At 44.3% G+C, this 16195-nt stretch carries 14 protein-coding genes; 8 read left to right on the top strand and 6 right to left on the bottom strand.

Translation table 11 applies throughout. The annotated features are described in order from the left end of the window. Positions 1–124 precede the first annotated feature (124 nt). Together ACED46_RS10445 and ACED46_RS10440 are read left to right on the top strand one after the other, a co-directional pair. Positions 125–1873, top strand: a complete 1749-nt coding sequence (locus ACED46_RS10445; protein ID WP_371721402.1) for a formate--tetrahydrofolate ligase — start codon at positions 125–127, stop codon at positions 1871–1873. 207 nt (positions 1874–2080) lie between these two features. After that, positions 2081–3985, top strand: coding sequence for a diguanylate cyclase (locus ACED46_RS10440; protein ID WP_371721401.1), 1905 nt, complete (start codon positions 2081–2083; stop codon positions 3983–3985). A 63-nt stretch (positions 3986–4048) separates the two neighbouring features. Here ACED46_RS10440 and ACED46_RS10435 read toward each other — a convergent pair whose 3' ends face one another. After that, entirely contained in the window at positions 4049–4654 is a 606-nt protein-coding gene (locus tag ACED46_RS10435; protein WP_371721400.1) for a beta-phosphoglucomutase family hydrolase, read from the bottom strand. A gap of 87 nt (positions 4655–4741) precedes the next feature. Between ACED46_RS10435 and arfB the strand changes: the two genes are divergently transcribed. Continuing rightward, positions 4742–5152, top strand: a complete 411-nt coding sequence (arfB, locus tag ACED46_RS10430) for an alternative ribosome rescue aminoacyl-tRNA hydrolase ArfB (RefSeq protein ID WP_017059842.1) — start codon at positions 4742–4744, stop codon at positions 5150–5152. Positions 5153–5245: 93 nt separating this feature from the next. Here the strand turns inward: arfB and ACED46_RS10425 are convergent, their stop codons facing one another. Continuing rightward, positions 5246–5563 (bottom strand): helix-turn-helix transcriptional regulator, encoded by a 318-nt coding sequence (locus ACED46_RS10425; RefSeq protein ID WP_017059843.1) that lies wholly within the window; start codon positions 5561–5563, stop codon positions 5246–5248. Between the two features lie 200 nt (positions 5564–5763). Between ACED46_RS10425 and ACED46_RS10420 the strand changes: the two genes are divergently transcribed. Beyond that, the gene (locus tag ACED46_RS10420; RefSeq protein WP_371721399.1) at positions 5764–6090 is read left to right on the top strand and encodes a hypothetical protein; all 327 of its coding nucleotides are present in this window, start codon (positions 5764–5766) and stop codon (positions 6088–6090) included. Positions 6091–6181: 91 nt separating this feature from the next. On the opposite strand, the gene ACED46_RS10415 is transcribed toward ACED46_RS10420, so the two are convergent. From ACED46_RS10415 to ACED46_RS10405, 3 genes are all read right to left on the bottom strand, one after another. Then, positions 6182–7252 (bottom strand): trypsin-like serine protease, encoded by a 1071-nt coding sequence (locus ACED46_RS10415; protein WP_371721398.1) that lies wholly within the window; start codon positions 7250–7252, stop codon positions 6182–6184. Positions 7253–7531: 279 nt separating this feature from the next. Further along, the gene (gcvT, locus tag ACED46_RS10410; RefSeq protein ID WP_017059846.1) at positions 7532–8665 is read right to left on the bottom strand and encodes a glycine cleavage system aminomethyltransferase GcvT; all 1134 of its coding nucleotides are present in this window, start codon (positions 8663–8665) and stop codon (positions 7532–7534) included. A 447-nt stretch (positions 8666–9112) separates the two neighbouring features. Further along, the gene (locus ACED46_RS10405; RefSeq protein ID WP_017059847.1) at positions 9113–9736 is read right to left on the bottom strand and encodes a helix-turn-helix domain-containing protein; all 624 of its coding nucleotides are present in this window, start codon (positions 9734–9736) and stop codon (positions 9113–9115) included. Positions 9737–10176: 440 nt separating this feature from the next. Here ACED46_RS10405 and ACED46_RS10400 point away from each other — a divergent pair, with 440 nt between their 5' ends. The 4 genes from ACED46_RS10400 to ACED46_RS10385 all read left to right on the top strand — a co-directional run bounded on the left by ACED46_RS10400 (position 10177) and on the right by ACED46_RS10385 (position 15072). Beyond that, positions 10177–11469, top strand: a complete 1293-nt coding sequence (locus tag ACED46_RS10400) for a serine hydroxymethyltransferase (RefSeq protein WP_371721397.1) — start codon at positions 10177–10179, stop codon at positions 11467–11469. Positions 11470–11520: 51 nt separating this feature from the next. Beyond that, complete coding sequence (gene gcvH / locus ACED46_RS10395) at positions 11521–11901, top strand: glycine cleavage system protein GcvH (RefSeq protein WP_017067508.1); 381 nt, start codon at positions 11521–11523, stop codon at positions 11899–11901. A gap of 90 nt (positions 11902–11991) precedes the next feature. Next, a complete protein-coding gene (gene gcvP / locus ACED46_RS10390) occupies positions 11992–14871 on the top strand; it encodes an aminomethyl-transferring glycine dehydrogenase (protein WP_371721396.1) in 2880 nt (959 codons plus the stop codon). A 63-nt stretch (positions 14872–14934) separates the two neighbouring features. Continuing rightward, the gene (locus ACED46_RS10385) at positions 14935–15072 is read left to right on the top strand and encodes a hypothetical protein (protein WP_371721423.1); all 138 of its coding nucleotides are present in this window, start codon (positions 14935–14937) and stop codon (positions 15070–15072) included. A 91-nt stretch (positions 15073–15163) separates the two neighbouring features. Here ACED46_RS10385 and ACED46_RS10380 read toward each other — a convergent pair whose 3' ends face one another. Continuing rightward, the gene (locus tag ACED46_RS10380) at positions 15164–16036 is read right to left on the bottom strand and encodes a hypothetical protein (RefSeq protein ID WP_371721395.1); all 873 of its coding nucleotides are present in this window, start codon (positions 16034–16036) and stop codon (positions 15164–15166) included. Positions 16037–16195: the final 159 nt, after the last annotated feature.

Genomic DNA, 16195 nt, shown 5'->3' with positions numbered 1-16195 from the left:
CTTTAGATCTGTTATCTTCCAGCACATAATTCGTGTGGTTTGCCTTTACTTGGCAAATTTATACAGCACTATCGCCACGCAAACGTTTACGTACCACCTTTCGGTTCTGATATAAGGATCAAATATGCTGTCTGATATTGATATTTGTCGCTCTACTCCCCTTAAAAACATCAGTGAGGTTGCCAAGCAAGCTGGCCTGCACCACAACGAACATCAGCCATTAGGGCAATTCAAATCTAAAGTGTCTCTCACATCACTTGAACGCCTCGCCAACCAACAAGATGGTAAGTTAGTCGTAGTCACGGCGATCACACCGACACCTCTTGGTGAAGGCAAAACCGTCACTACTATCGGATTAGCACAAGGCCTCGCAAAGATTAACCAATCTGCAATGGCCTGCATTCGTCAGCCTTCAATGGGCCCGGTATTTGGTGTAAAAGGCGGCGCAGCGGGCGGTGGTTACTCTCAAGTTGCCCCTATGGAACAATTAAACCTGCATCTCACGGGCGATATTCATGCTGTTACGGCCGCTCACAACCTCGCCTCCGCCGCCATTGATGCACGTTTGTATCATGAACAGCGTGAAGGGTTAGACGCCTTTGAAACGCGCTCAGGCTTAAAAGCACTGAATATCGACCCAAGTAGAATCGTTTGGCGACGTGTACTTGACCATAATGATCGCGCATTACGCATGATCACGGTTGGCAAGAACGAAGCAGACAAAACAATTAACGGCTTTGAGCGAGAAGATGGATTTGATATCTCAGCCGCTTCTGAACTAATGGCCATTCTTGCTCTAGCCAATGACCTTCAAGATTTGAGAAAGCGCATCGGACGAGTGGTACTTGCTTACAACAAACAAGGCTTGCCGCTAACCGCAGATGACTTCAACGTTGCAGGCGCAATGACCGTGACCATGAAGGATTCTATTGAACCAACATTGATGCAAACCCTTGAAGGCGTTCCTACCCTAATTCACGCCGGGCCTTTCGCGAACATCGCACATGGTAACTCTTCAATTATTGCCGATAAAATAGCGTTAAAGCTGAGTGACTTTGTGGTAACTGAAGGTGGTTTCGGCTCAGACATGGGCTTTGAGAAAGCGTGCAACATAAAAGCGAAAGCGTCGAACAAGAAGCCCGATTGCGCTGTGGTTGTCGCAACCTTACGTGGATTAAAGGCTAACTCTGGTTTATACGATTTGAGACCGGGCACTCCGTTACCTGATTCAATCTTTAATGATGACCAAGACGCGCTTGTTGCAGGGTTTGAGAACCTAAAATGGCACATCACTAACGTTAAGCAATACCAAGTGCCTACAGTTGTTACGATTAACCGATTCCCACAAGACTCAGCTCAAGAGCTCGATGCTTTGAAACAGATGATCACCGACTTCGATCCAAGCGTTAGCGTTGAAGTAAGCGAAGCATTTGGTCAAGGTGGCGAAGGGGCGACTCAACTGGCTCACGCCGTGGTAAAAGCTTGCCAAAAACAGAGTGGATTTAAGCCTTTGTATCACTCAGAGCAAAGCCTAGAAGAAAAGCTGATGGCAGTCGCTGAAGTTGGCTATGGCGCAGCAAGTATTACGTTATCTCCACTGGCTAAAAAACAACTGGCCGAATTCAAACTGCATGGCTATAACGACCTATCGGTTTGTTTAGCAAAAACACCATTATCGATCTCGACAGAAGCACACGTAAAAGGTGCACCAATCCAATTTGACGTGCCCGTTAGAGAACTAAAATTGTGTGCTGGTGCTGGTTTTATTTACGCGTTGTGCGGCAATGTGATGACCATGCCAGGCTTGCCTGACAAACCGGCGTTCATGTCGTTAGATATTGATAGTAATGGAAATATCGTAGGCCTAAGCTAGCTGTCCTTAGTTAGATAAGCGGCAATTAATCGCGATTAATTTGGCTAATATTTCGGAACATCGTTCTATATTGAGCAATCAAGCTTAAGTGCAAGAAGTTGCACTTAAATCGTAGTTATATGCGAATCTTGTCTTAACTTCTCGGTCAAGATCACATTAAAAACCCTATAAAATATATAGTATTGCGTTGATTCTTTGAGGACAGTGATGAATACAAGTATAAAAAAACTAGTCAGCCAATTTCTATGTACCATCTTTGCCCTAGGACTAGTCCCTGCCCTCTACATCAATTCTGAACTTGACAGAATTGATGCTCAGCACACTCTAAATATTAAGCAGTCTAGCCAAAATCAAATCGAATACAGCTTTCATGAACTCGCTGTTATTGTTGAGCAAATATCTAACTCTGTTCCTTCAATCGCCGACTCTCAAACACTACTCCGAGCGATTCGAGAACCTTCTATTATCCATAAAGAAACCCTGCAAGATCTTTGGGTGATGTTAGCTCGTGGCCAAAAATACTATTCCCAGCTTCGTTACCTCGATCTAGCTGGCAACGAAGTGTTTCGCGTTAATTATAAAGACAATCAAGCAATCGTGGTTCCAGATAGTGAACTGCAGAACAAGTCTTCGCGTGATTACTATGAGGTACTACAGCAATTAAAGATTGGTGAGATTAGCTCTCGCGGTATTGATCTTGAAGTCGAAAACGGAGAGATCGTTCGCCCTTTGATTCCAGCACTACGCATTATGACGCCAGTCGCTGAAAACAACCGCATTATTGGTTACTTCATCGCAAACCTGAACATGCTTGAGATTTATAAGCGCCTTCACTATCAAATTGGTGCATCTTCTGCTGTTCCTATTATTCTCAACAAAACCGGACACATAATCATGGGGCCGGATCCTACGGAATCTTTCGGACATGTAATTGAATCACGTTCAGAGCAGACTTACGCAAAGTTATACCCTGAGCTTTGGACTGCGATTCAAGACAAGACATCTTCGAGCTATTTCGATGGTGAGAACTGGTATTTTCATTCCGACATCAGCCCTAAAATCAAACAGTTTGAAGGCCCTATTTACATGGTTCTTCACATTGAAAATCAGCAGTTCAGCAGTCAATACCGAGAAGAAAAACAAGCGATCGTCGTTCAGATCATCACCTTGTCTTTCTTGATTTCGATGATCTCCGCTGGCTTCGTATTGTGGAACAGCAACCACAAGAAGAACAGTATCGAGAGCCAACTTGCTAAGGCCGCAATGAATGGCATGTCTGCCTTGGTGATTACCGACAGAAACAACCGAATCATCAAAGTAAACCAAGAGTTCACCCGTGTGAGTGGCTACGAGTTAGAAGACGTAAAAGGCCGCCAACCGTCCATGTTTGCCTCTGGTCGCTACAACGAAGAGTTCTACATCAAGATGTGGAGCATCATCAAAGAGAAAGGCATGTGGGAAGGCGAAGTGGTTAATCGTCGTAAAGACGGGTCTTTGATCACGGAAATATTGCGAATCCAAACCATTAAAGACTCGAAAGACGTGATTCAGTTTTATGTCGCTTCATTTGTGGATATAAGTAAACACAAAGAGCTAGAAAACAAACTGAGAAACCTGAGTGAAAAAGATGCCTTAGCTGGGTGTTGGAACCGCCGTAAATTCGATCTTGAGCTGCGAGATGAGTGCTCTCGTGTTAATCGTTACCCTACTCGCGAACAGTCTTGTTTAGCGATTTTGGACATAGACCACTTCAAACGCATCAACGACAGATTTGGTCACGATTATGGAGATCGCGTCATTCAAACCGTTGCTCAAGTATTACAACGAGAGTGCCGAGAAACTGATTTTGTGGCTCGTATTGGTGGCGAAGAGTTTGGCGTTATTCTGCCTCATACCACAACAGAAGAAGCTGAGTATGTACTTAACAGATTGAGAATCGCAGTCAGTATTGAGCTCGATAACGTGGTGACGGTCAGTGGTGGAATTACCAACCTGACCAACGACCCTGCTCTTAACTACAAGTGCGCCGATTTAGCACTTTATGAAGCCAAAGCAGCAGGTCGAAACAGTGTGTGCCTGTTCCTAGACAGCGAAATGAGCGAAATCGCCTAACAGAAAATCAGTATTGTTCCGCTAGGCTATTAGTTTGGCGGTTTAACAACCCAATCCTTGCAATCAGCTTGGTGCAGGATAGAACTCTAGTTTGTTCCCCTCTACCACTAGAATACAATCCATGTTCGCAGCATGAGCAGCCTGCTTACCTAGGTTCGTATCTTCAAACACAACACACTGCTTTGGCTGCAAACCCATACCAAAACACGCATCTAAGAAAGTATCCGGATTTGGTTTGTGATTCTTAACGTCTGTTGCTGTCACGAGAATATCGAGCTTACTCAAGATCTCTGTCTTATCCAGTAACTGTTCGGCACTTTTACGTTGACTGCCCGTTCCGACTGCAATCTTCTTGTTACCCAGATGCTCTAACAACAGAGAGTGAGTACAAGGGATAACGTCTCCTTTGTCTTCGATAGCCGCAAACGACGCCATTTTAAACGTAGAAACCGCTTGTGGGTCGAGCGATAAACCGTATTTGCTGTTCACCTCACCGGCTATCTTATAACTCGGCATGCCACCTAAGCTATGCAGCCAAGACGCTTCAAAATGAAAGCCAAACTCTTCAGCCGTTCGCTCCCACGCCTTTACATGTTCAGGCATTGTATCGATCAACGTACCGTCCATATCAAAGATTAATCCTTCATATGCCGTTAAATCTATTTTCATCACTACTACCACTCTTAAATAAAGTTACTGATACCATAACCAATATTCAGTATCATGGCGCCATATTACCGTTCAAAATGGATGTTTATGTTACAAATATCTAACTCTGTTTCGATTCAAGACTGGGAACTCCAGTTAACAGCGATCAGAGCACAAGGAGCCGGCGGTCAGAACGTCAATAAAGTATCGAGCGCGATACATTTACGTTTTGATATCAAGCACTCTACCCTACCTGACTTCTATAAAGAAAAGCTCCTCGCACACAAAGATAGCCGCATCACCAAAGACGGTGTGATTATCATTAAAGCGCAACAGTATAGAACTCAGGAACAAAACCGAGATGATGCTTTAGTGCGCTTGAAAGAATTGATCTTGGAAGCGACAAAGGTTCAAAAAGTAAGACGAGCAACTAAGCCGACGCGTGGCTCTCAGAAAAGACGTTTAGAAAGCAAAAAACAAAGAAGCACCACCAAACAGCTGCGTGGAAGAGTGAGCTGATGGCTTCATGCCCTCAGAGAACACATTACCCTAGAAGTATCTGTCAATTTGACTAACGAATCGATCTATTACGCTGTTTATTTGAAAGAAAGACTACTGCTTCTTTTTGACCGACAAAATCAGCTTGATCAACAACAGGCGCTCTTCGCTGGTCAGCAGACGACTGACCGCAGCTACATCTTCCGCTGTTACTTGTGATGCGCCAACAATATCAAGCACCACATCCAAATCCGTCACTTTTAAGGTTCTAGTGATTGAACGATACTGAGACATCTTGATGTCCGCCTCTCCGCGTTCAATCCTTTGATAGGTTTTTAAGCTCATTCCTGCACTCGAGGCTAACTTTTCTTGAGACAAGTTGGCTTGTTTCCTACGCTCAATCAGCGCCAATATTATGGGTTCTTGTGACATAAGCTCATCCTCAAAAGACAGTTATGTCCTAAATTCAGCAAGAAGCAGACCATATTGACTTGTGATGGTTTACATAAGCCATCAAAGGCATATTATTCGCTTGATAAAACCGTTACGTTTCATAAACCTTCACACTGATATCAGTTGTGAACGTACAGGCTAGGTAACTTGAGTATTCAAGTGTTGGGAAATTAGAAAAATTGCAAATTGCGAATAAGAAAGACGTCATATTGGAAATTGCGAATCGTTATAAATTGGCATTTCCTTGCATTAAGCACGCATTAGAAACGGACAATGCCCGCTCCGAAATTATTGCAGTGCAGCATAGGCTACTCACTTACAAAGAAGTGCTGCTGCACGGAAGTATGTTGGAAGAGAAAGAATTGAAGCAGGCCTTTTCTGCTCTGAACCAAAATGAAAAAGGTGTCGCACAAGGCGGTATTCAAAGCATCAACGACGCAGTTAAAGAGATGGATGTGATTGTCGAAAGGTACAGTAGAAAAGCGTCTACTGAATTCTGTGCCTAATCCTCTGAACGGCTTAAACAAACAAAACAAAAACGGCCAGTCATAGTTGAATGACTGGCCGTTTGTTTAGCTAACATGAAGACGTGGGTATCTAACAAGACATCGCTCTTCTAAACCTACCGAGTAACATCAACGCGCCTAGCACGCCAAACGACAAACTGCCTCCACTGCCGCCTGAACCAGATGAAGTCCGTGCATTCACATAAGCCGTTCGCTTAGCTTCTGTTGCTGAAATTTGAACGGTTTCAGAACTATCTATCACACCACCAGTTACATCTGTAATCCAATCTCTGTAGTCATAGATTTCAGTGAATACCGAAGTTACTCTTGAGCTGCCACCACACGTTTCAGGACCAAAGCTGGTAATCCCTACTTGTCTGTAAACCGAACCATCCTTCCAGTAGACAGGACCTCCAGAGTCACCTTGACAAGTGCCACCGTACAAGCCAGAAGTAGCCACATCTCCAACGAAACAAATTTGATTCTCTGTTAACTCATTGCCAGCAGCAAATACCGTTTTACAAGTCGCATTGTCTACATAATTGAGGTTTGCTTTTTGTAGCAAAGTGGTTCCATCGAAACCAGTGCGTGTATCACCATGGCCCACAGCGGTAAACGCCTCAGAAGAACTGCGATAACCATCCGAACTAGGACGCTTTACAACATCATTGATTGAGTCGATATTCAGTGCGCTTTCTAACTTAAGTATTGCAACGTCATTGCGTAATAGGTCGCTCAACGCATTTAAATAATCGCTGCGATAGTAAACCTCAGATACACGAGCTTTTTGGATGTTACCGTTGGGAAACTGAGAAGTATCTTCAATTTGAGGGACGACAACAGTAAACAACTGCCCTTCTTCATTACCGTATATACAATGCGCTGCGGTTAGAATATGCGTTGGATCTAAAATTGTTGCACCACAGTAAGGGCCTGTTGAATAAACACCGTCATAATCAATACGATCAATGAACAAGCTTGCCATCGAAGGAAATTCCATGACTGAAGCGTCGCTACCATTCACAATATAGGGTGTTACACCCACATCAGGAGTACTTTCGCCCGTGTTTTCCGTTGCCATAACACTTGATGTGTAAATTAATGGCGCTAAAAGCCCTAAAACGGCTTTACGAACCGGACTCATTGTATGGTTTACGTTCATAGTTAACTCCTTGTAACCCCTACTACTTATTTACAAAAATGATGAATCGTCACCATAACACGTCACAATCGTGATTATAGTAAGTATTTGTAACGATATCGCCACATATCTCATTTTATAAACGAATTTTAAGTAACCGTTGTTAGTGGATAACGTTAAAAGCAATACGTTACCAAAGACATACGCTACCAAAATCAAAAAAGCCTACCGTTAGGCTTCCCAATAAAGAGAAGCAAACAATAGGCTTTCATTTAGCTTAGTGGTTTCTCTTAAAAGAGATTAGCCACGATAGTAACGCTGAGGTACGAATGGCATTTTTTCTACTGTCATTGGTAGCTTCTTGCCACGAACTTCAGCGAATACTTCAGTGCCAATAACCGCTAGGTCAGTACGAACGTAAGCCATAGAAACAGGCTTGCCCGCGTTAGGACCCGCAGTACCACTTGTTACAACGCCAATCTTGTTGTCTTCAGCATCGAACAGCTCAGCGCCTTCACGTACTGGTGCTTTAGTCTGACCAACAAGACCAACACGCTTGCGTTGAACGTCTTTAGTCGCGATTTGCTCAAGGATGATATCAGCGCCAGGGAAACCGCCTGCACGTTCACCGTCAGTACGACGCACCTTTTGGATACCCCATAAAAGGCTAGCTTCTACCGGCGTTGTTGTTGTATCTAGATCGTGACCGTACAGACATAGACCACACTCAAGACGAAGTGAGTCACGAGCACCAAGGCCAATCCACTCTACTTCTGCTTCTGATGTTAGTTTACGAGCAAGTGCTTCAGCGTGATCGTTCGGTACTGAGATTTCGTAGCCATCTTCACCGGTATAACCACTGCGGCTTACGATGCACTCTACGCCGTCGATATCGACTTTTTGAACATCCATGAACAGCATGTCTGCAACGCTTGGTTGGAAACGAGCCAGAACTTCAGACGCTTTCGGACCTTGAAGTGCTAATAGAGCGCGGTCATCAATCACTTCCATTTTTACGTCTGCAGGAAGGTGAGCCGTTAGGTGGTCGATATCTTGTGTTTTACACGCCGCGTTCACAACAACAAATAGGTGATCGCCAAGGTTAGCAACCATAAGATCATCCATGATGCCGCCCTGTTCATTAGTAAAGAAGGCGTAGCGCTGCTTACCAGAAGGCAGGTCGATAATATCTACTGGAACCAGAGATTCTAAAACAGCGGCTGCATTTTCACCGTGTAGACGCAGTTGCCCCATGTGAGAAACATCAAAAAGACCAGCAGCGTCACGAGTGTGTAAGTGCTCTTTCTTTACACCTAGTGGATACTGAACTGGCATGTCGTAGCCAGCAAAAGGAACCATTTTTGCGCCGACTTCAACGTGAAGTGCATGCAGAGGTGTTTTTAGTAGGTCTTGATTAGCGTGTTCTTGAGTCATTTTATTCTCCATGAAGCGTTGCAGGCTTTCCAAATCGAATCTGCCGCTTATATCTCTATTTAGAGTCGCCTCTAACGATATGGGTTAACGTTAGAAACAGTAGATAGTAAAAAGTGATGTCTTCTATATAGGCTTTTATTACTAGCGATATAAAAAGAGGCTTCTGTATAAAAGCTATACGACTCACTTTCTAAGAATTCACTTCAGTAAACTTCAATCAACATGAGTAAACCGTGTTCACTATAGTAAACAAGCCTGAGTCAGTTTTACACCCTTAACAAGATTAAAACAGCTCAAAATGTGATATTTAACAATTTAAAAACAACTTTCAGTCGCATACAAAAACGCGATATTGATGCTTTTCACACCAACATCGCGTCTTTTGGCAAACGTTAGAAACAAAAGCAAACGTTTGCATTCACTATAAGAAATTCTAACTTTGTTAACTTATTTTGCAGTCACCCACAAAATCAGTGCATCTTCTGTACTAGTAGAAATCAACATATGCCCCATGTTGGCGTCGTAATACATGCTGTCACCTTCGCTCATGGGTACCGGCTCATAGAATTCTGAGTAGAACATCACATCACCAGAGATCACCATCAAGAACTCCTCACCATCGTGGCGAACCCAATCGTTATACTCTTCAAAGGTGCGTGCTCTCACTCGGCTCTTGAACGGCATCATCTTCTTATTCGAAAGTTCTGTCGCGAGCAGTTCATGCTCGTAAGTCGGAGTTGGGTGAGGTTTGCCCTGACCTGCTTTAGTTAAGTCACGACGTCCTGTGGCAACCTTTTTTCTTGGTGGCTCAAAGAGTTGCGGCATATCAATTTGCAAACCCATAGCCAATTTCTGCATCGCTTGGAACGTCGGTGAGATTTGTTCGTTCTCGATTTTACTCAGCGTAGAGCGCGCCAAACCAGTACGTTGGCTCGCCTCTTCTAACGTAATGCCCAGCTTGCTGCGGATATCTTTAATACGCTGGCCGAGCCTAAGTGGTTCGATATTCTGATCTAACGTCTCTTTCGCCAACGTTAAAGATGGGTACTCATCATAAATGTCTTCTGACATAGGTCCCTCATTCATTTCTTACTTCCTGTCTATTGATTTCATTGTTGCATGAAGCGCTTTGTTGATTAAAGAGCACACAGGGAAATAAAGCGTGCTCCCTGTAGCAAAACGAGAAAATCTGTTTCCTATTGGAAATTTTTATTGAAAATTGATTTTATCGGAGCTATGTTATCGATTTGTTAGATGAAGAGATGCTACTTCAGCTTGCAGCAAGTGATAGATTTAACATTTGTAAGAGCTGTTTTTTACCCGAAATTTTTGGGAACCAATTCGTGCTGCATTGACCCTACAACGATCGCTTTGACGCTATGGTCGTATAAATAAGAAGCAACGCACTATTTATACACCTATATAACGCAAACGATACCGATGCAGAAATCAACGTAAGACCTAATGGACTATAAAAACAATCACCATTAGCTTAATGAAAGGTCTCGACAATGAACGCTTATCAAAACCATAGCTTAGACAGTTTTTTCTCTACGAACCTATCTGCGACTGACGACGCAGTATTTGCTGGAATCCAAGCAGAGAACACTCGTCAAAACGAACAAATCGAACTTATTGCTTCTGAGAACATCGTTTCTAAAGCAGTAATGCAAGCTCAAGGCACTTGCCTTACCAACAAATACGCAGAAGGCTACCCAGGTCGTCGTTACTACGGTGGTTGTGAGCACGTAGATACAGTAGAAGCTATTGCGATTGAACGTGCTAAACAGCTATTCAAGTGTGAATACGCGAACGTACAACCTCACTCAGGTGCTCAAGCGAACGGCGCAGTTAAACTTGCCCTACTTCAACCTGGCGACACTATCCTAGGTATGTCTCTTGACGCTGGTGGTCACCTTACGCACGGTGCACGCCCTGCGCTTTCAGGCAAATGGTTCAACGCAGTTCAATACGGCGTAGACCACGACACTCTTGAAATCGATTACGAAGCGGTACGCGCTCTCGCTATCGAATGCCAACCTAAAATGATTATTGCAGGTGGTAGTGCTATCCCACGCGTTATCGACTTCGCTAAATTCCGCGAAATCGCTGACGAAGTTGGCGCTATCCTTATGGTAGATATGGCACACATCGCGGGTCTTATCGCGACAGGTGCTCACCCTAGCCCACTACCACACGCACACGTTGTTACAACAACAACGCACAAAACACTTCGTGGCCCACGCGGCGGTATGATTCTGACGAACCACGAAGACATCAACAAAAAGATCAACTCTGCAGTGTTCCCTGGCCTACAAGGCGGCCCACTCATGCACGTTATCGCGGCTAAAGCAGTGGCGTTTGGCGAAGCACTTGGCCCAGAATTTAATACTTATATTGATTCAGTGATCGACAACGCAAAAGTTCTTGCTGAAGTGTTGCAAACTCGCGGTTGTGACATTGTGACTGGCGGAACAGACACGCACCTAATGCTGGTTGACCTTCGTCCTAAGGGCTTGAAAGGTAACGTAACTGAAGAGGCATTAGAGCGTGCAGGGATCACATGTAACAAAAATGGTATACCATTCGATTCAGAGAAGCCTATGATTACCTCTGGCATTCGTTTAGGTACGCCAGCTGGAACCAGTCGTGGTTTTGGCACTGAAGAATTCAAACTTATCGGTGAATGGATCGGCGATGTACTTGATGGCTTAGTTGAAAGCCCTGAAGGCAACGCTGAAGTTGAGCAACGTGTTCGCAAGCAAGTTAAAGAGCTTTGCAAGCGCTTCCCTCTTTACCGTTAGACCGTTTTTAAGATTTAAATTAAAACCTCATAAATTTTTGGAGAATAAGCAATGGACAATACACTAAAGTTTGCAGACAGCCACGAGTGGGTAAAAGACAACGGTGACGGTACTGTAACTATCGGTATCTCTGAGCACGCTCAAGAGATGCTAGGTGACGTTGTGTTTGTTGACCTGCCTGACACTGAAGACGAAATTGAAGCTGGCGAAAGCTTCTCTCTAGTTGAGTCAGTTAAAGCAGCTTCTGATATCTACGCGCCAATCTCTGGTGAAATCGTAGAAATCAACGAAGAACTAGAAGATAGCCCAGAGCTAATCAACGAAGAACCTTATGAAGGTGGCTGGATTGTTAAAGTGAAGATGTCTGATGCGTCTGAACTAAACAACCTTAAAGATGCGGAAGAATACCTAAGCTCTATCGAAGAAGACTAATAGGTAACCTCATTACGATAAAGCTGCTCTTGTGAGCAGCTTAATTTTAGGGGCTAGCTCACGGCTCCAGAGAGAAAGTAGAACGATATCATGACTGAATTACTTCAAAGCCAATTACTAAAAGACTTGGGTACTCAAAACGAGTTTGTTGCTCGTCATAACGGCCCTAATAAAGCAGACCAGCAAAAAATGCTTCAAGCGATTAACGCGACTAGCCTAGACGCACTGATCGACGAAACGGTTCCTGCACAAATCCGTCTTGAAAAACCAATGACACTTGCTGCGCCACTGAGCGAAATGGACATGCTGACCTCTCTAAAAGAGATCGCTAACCTAAACCAAGTGAAACGTACTTTCATTGGCCAAGGCTACTACAACACATTCACTCCAAACGTTATTCTACGTAACGTTTTAGAGAACCCAGGCTGGTACACAGCTTACACACCATACCAACCAGAGATTTCTCAAGGTCGTCTTGAAGCTCTACTGAATTACCAACAAATGGTAATGGACCTTACAGGTATGGAAATCGCGAACGCGTCTCTTCTTGACGAAGCGACAGCGGCTGGCGAAGCAATGACACTGTGTAAGCGTGCTGGTAAAAGCAAGAGCAAAGTATTCTTCGTTGCTGACGATGTTCACCCTCAAACACTAGAAGTTGTTAAAACTCGTGCTGAGTACATCGGTTTTGAAGTAATGGTTGGCGCTCTTGAAACACTTCCAGAGCAAGACGTATTTGGTGCGTTAGTTCAATACCCTGGCACAACAGGCGAAGTTCGTGATCTAACAGACATCATTGCGAAAGCTCAACCTAACAAAACACTAGTTACAGTTGCTACTGACCTACTTGCTTCTGCTTTACTTAAGCCTGCGGGCGAGATGGGCGCAGACGTAGTTATCGGCAGCGCACAACGTTTCGGTGTTCCTATGGGTTACGGCGGTCCACACGCTGCATTCATGGGTACTCGTGAAAAGCATAAGCGTACAATGCCAGGTCGCGTAATCGGTGTTTCGATCGATACGCACGGTAACCAAGCGCTACGTATGGCGATGCAAACTCGTGAGCAACACATCCGCCGCGAAAAAGCGACATCGAACATCTGTACAGCTCAAGCACTTCTAGCAAACATGGCGTCTTTCTACGCGGTTTACCACGGTGCAGAAGGCCTACGTACTATTGCTCGTCGTACACACCACATGACAGCTATCCTAGCGGCTGGTCTGACCAAAGCAGGTTACGAGCTAACGAACAACAGCTTCTTCGATACCATCACAATCAACTCAGAAGAGAAGACAGATGCACTGTACGCAAAAGCGCAAGCAGCAGACATCAACTTACGTCTACTTCCTGGTAAGATCGGTATCAGCTTAGACGAAACAACTACTGTAGATGATGTGAATGCCCTATTCGCTATCTTCGATGTGAAAGAAGACGTTCAAGCACTTTCTTCTGACATTGCATCAAACGAGTTTGCAGCAATTCCAGAAAACTGCCGTCGTGAATCTGAGTTCCTGACTCACCCAGTATTCAACACGCACCACAGCGAAACGCAAATGATGCGTTACCTAAAACAGCTTGAGAACAAAGACTTCTCACTAACGCACGGCATGATCCCACTGGGCAGCTGTACGATGAAGCTGAACGCTGCTGCTGAGATGATCCCAGTAACATGGCCTGAGTTTGGTTCTATTCACCCATTCGCACCTCTAGAGCAAGCGGCTGGTTACACAGCACTAGCGAAAGATCTTAAAGAGAAGCTATGTGAAATCACCGGTTACGACGATTTCTCACTACAGCCTAACTCTGGTGCATCTGGCGAGTACGCAGGTCTAATCGCGATTCAGCGTTACCACGCAAGCCGCGGTGAAGCTCACCGTAACGTTTGTCTGATTCCAAGCTCGGCGCACGGTACTAACCCTGCAACGGCATCTATGGTTTCAATGAAGGTAGTGGTAGTTAAGTGTGATGAAGATGGCAACATCGACATGACAGACCTAGCAGCGAAAATCGAGAAGCACAAAGAAAACCTATCAAGCATCATGATCACTTACCCTTCTACGCACGGCGTATACGAAGAGCAAGTGAAAGAAGTGTGTGAACAAGTACACGCAGCGGGCGGTCAAGTTTACCTAGACGGCGCGAACATGAACGCTCAAGTAGGTCTAACTTCACCTGGCTTCATCGGTTCAGACGTATCTCACTTGAACCTACACAAAACATTCTGTATCCCACACGGTGGTGGCGGGCCGGGTATGGGTCCTATCGGTGTTAAATCGCACCTAGCACCTTTCCTACCAGGTCACATCGAAAACGGTGTACAAGGTTCTGACTACGCGGTATCAGCAGCAGATTTAGGTAGTGCTTCAATTCTACCTATCTCTTGGGCTTACATCGCAATGATGGGCGAACCTGGCCTAACAGACGCAACGAAAGTAGCGATTCTGAACGCGAACTACGTGATGGAAAAACTACGTCCTCACTACCCTGTTCTTTACCGTGGCACTAACGGCCGTGTAGCGCACGAATGTATTATCGATATTCGTCCGCTTAAAGAAGACACAGGCATCAGCGAAGAAGATATTGCTAAGCGTCTAATGGACTTCGGTTTCCACGCACCTACGATGTCTTTCCCAGTAGCAGGCACGCTAATGGTTGAGCCAACTGAATCTGAAGATTTAGAAGAGCTAGACCGTTTCTGTGAAGCGATGATCGCAATCCGTCACGAAATGGCAGCAGTGAAAGCGGGTGAATGGCCACTAGACAACAACCCTCTAGTGAACGCACCGCACACACAAGTTGACCTTTCAGGCGCAGAATGGGATCGCCCTTACTCTCGCGAACTGGCTTGCTTCCCATCGAAAGCAACGAAGAACTCGAAGTACTGGCCTACTGTTAACCGTGTAGACAACGTATACGGCGACCGTAACCTAATCTGTTCTTGCCCAAGCATCGACAACTACGAAGACTAATTTTTGTAGATTTTAGATAAACAAATGCATTGACCTTACCGTAAGGGAAAGGTTTAAGGTGAAATGAATCCAACGATGAATGAGGAAACAATTATGGGATGTTGCAACAAAGCACCAAAAGGTGGAGCCCCTCTTGGCTTGCTTTTAAAAGTCACGCTTGGGATTGGTCTTTTTGTTTTTCTGCTGACGTTGTGGCAATAGGAGGTTTACACGCGGCCAGATTTGAAGCTAAGAGATGATGGTATGCAAAGGGTAGATAGCGCCAAGTTGCTGTTGGCGCTAAAGTCGTTTGTTAAGTTAATTTTTCACGGGCTTCGCTAAACTTTTTAATAACTGTGCCGTCAGGGTAACCGGTATCGAGGAAGCCTTGATTCTTTAACTGAAACCATAAAGATAATGCAGCATCTAAGCCAAACTTATTTTCTTCTGGGTCTACGTTTTTCAGGTACACATCTGGTTGTTCAACCAAATCTTCTGGGTACCATCGAACACCATAAGGAAAATGGATGCCGTCTTGGCCAAAGTCTAATAAACATTCACCACTAGCATAACAACTGACCGTTGACGTATCTAGATATAGCCCTCTGACATATACTTGATTTTTCCAGCACATCGCAATACTTGCAGCTATATAGCCTCGTGACTTCCAGTAAGAAAATACCCACCCACTACAGATATAATAACGGAAGTAAGGCTTATTATTGATATGACCTAGAGTCTCTTGAAGAATGAGGACTGATTCTATTCCTCTGTCAATTTTATCAACTGTCAGTAACACTCCTTCAAGATTCTCACTTCCGCATTCTGCTATTAGTCCAGAAAGAAAATCACTAAACTTCTGCGGGTCTTTATAAAAGTTATAAGTCGGGTATACCTCTTTTGATGATCCGTCTAACCAATCTCGGTTTATACCGAATAGCTTACAAGTAGAAGCCAGAACTTCGTTATTTAGCTTTTCAAGAAGATATTCGTCACTACTAACATCATGGAGTGTTAAACCATGCCCGATAATATTAGGAATTTGATTTCTATGAACTCCATGAGCTTCAAAAATACTAACTAGACGAGTAGATAAGAATTCCTGAAGTGTTTTGTCACTCTTTTTGAAAGGCTTGATTACCCTTTCAACTAAAGATAAAAATGACTCAATTTCTCCGAATATCAACTCAACTTCTCCTTATTATCCTAACATTAAGTTTGGTGCTATACGATTTGGCACTACAATCAGCGAAGCGAAAATGCCATACGTTGATGGTCGCACTTTAACGACTTGTTGAACGAAGCCGCTACGCGGCAGAGTAAAACGAGTGCGAACCATACTCTT

It is taken from the genome of Vibrio sp. 1S139, from assembly GCF_041439475.1.
GTDB lineage: Bacteria > Pseudomonadota > Gammaproteobacteria > Enterobacterales > Vibrionaceae > Vibrio > Vibrio crassostreae_C.
Note: the sequence above shows the minus strand (reverse complement) of the source record. Positions and strands in the feature narration are given on the sequence as shown.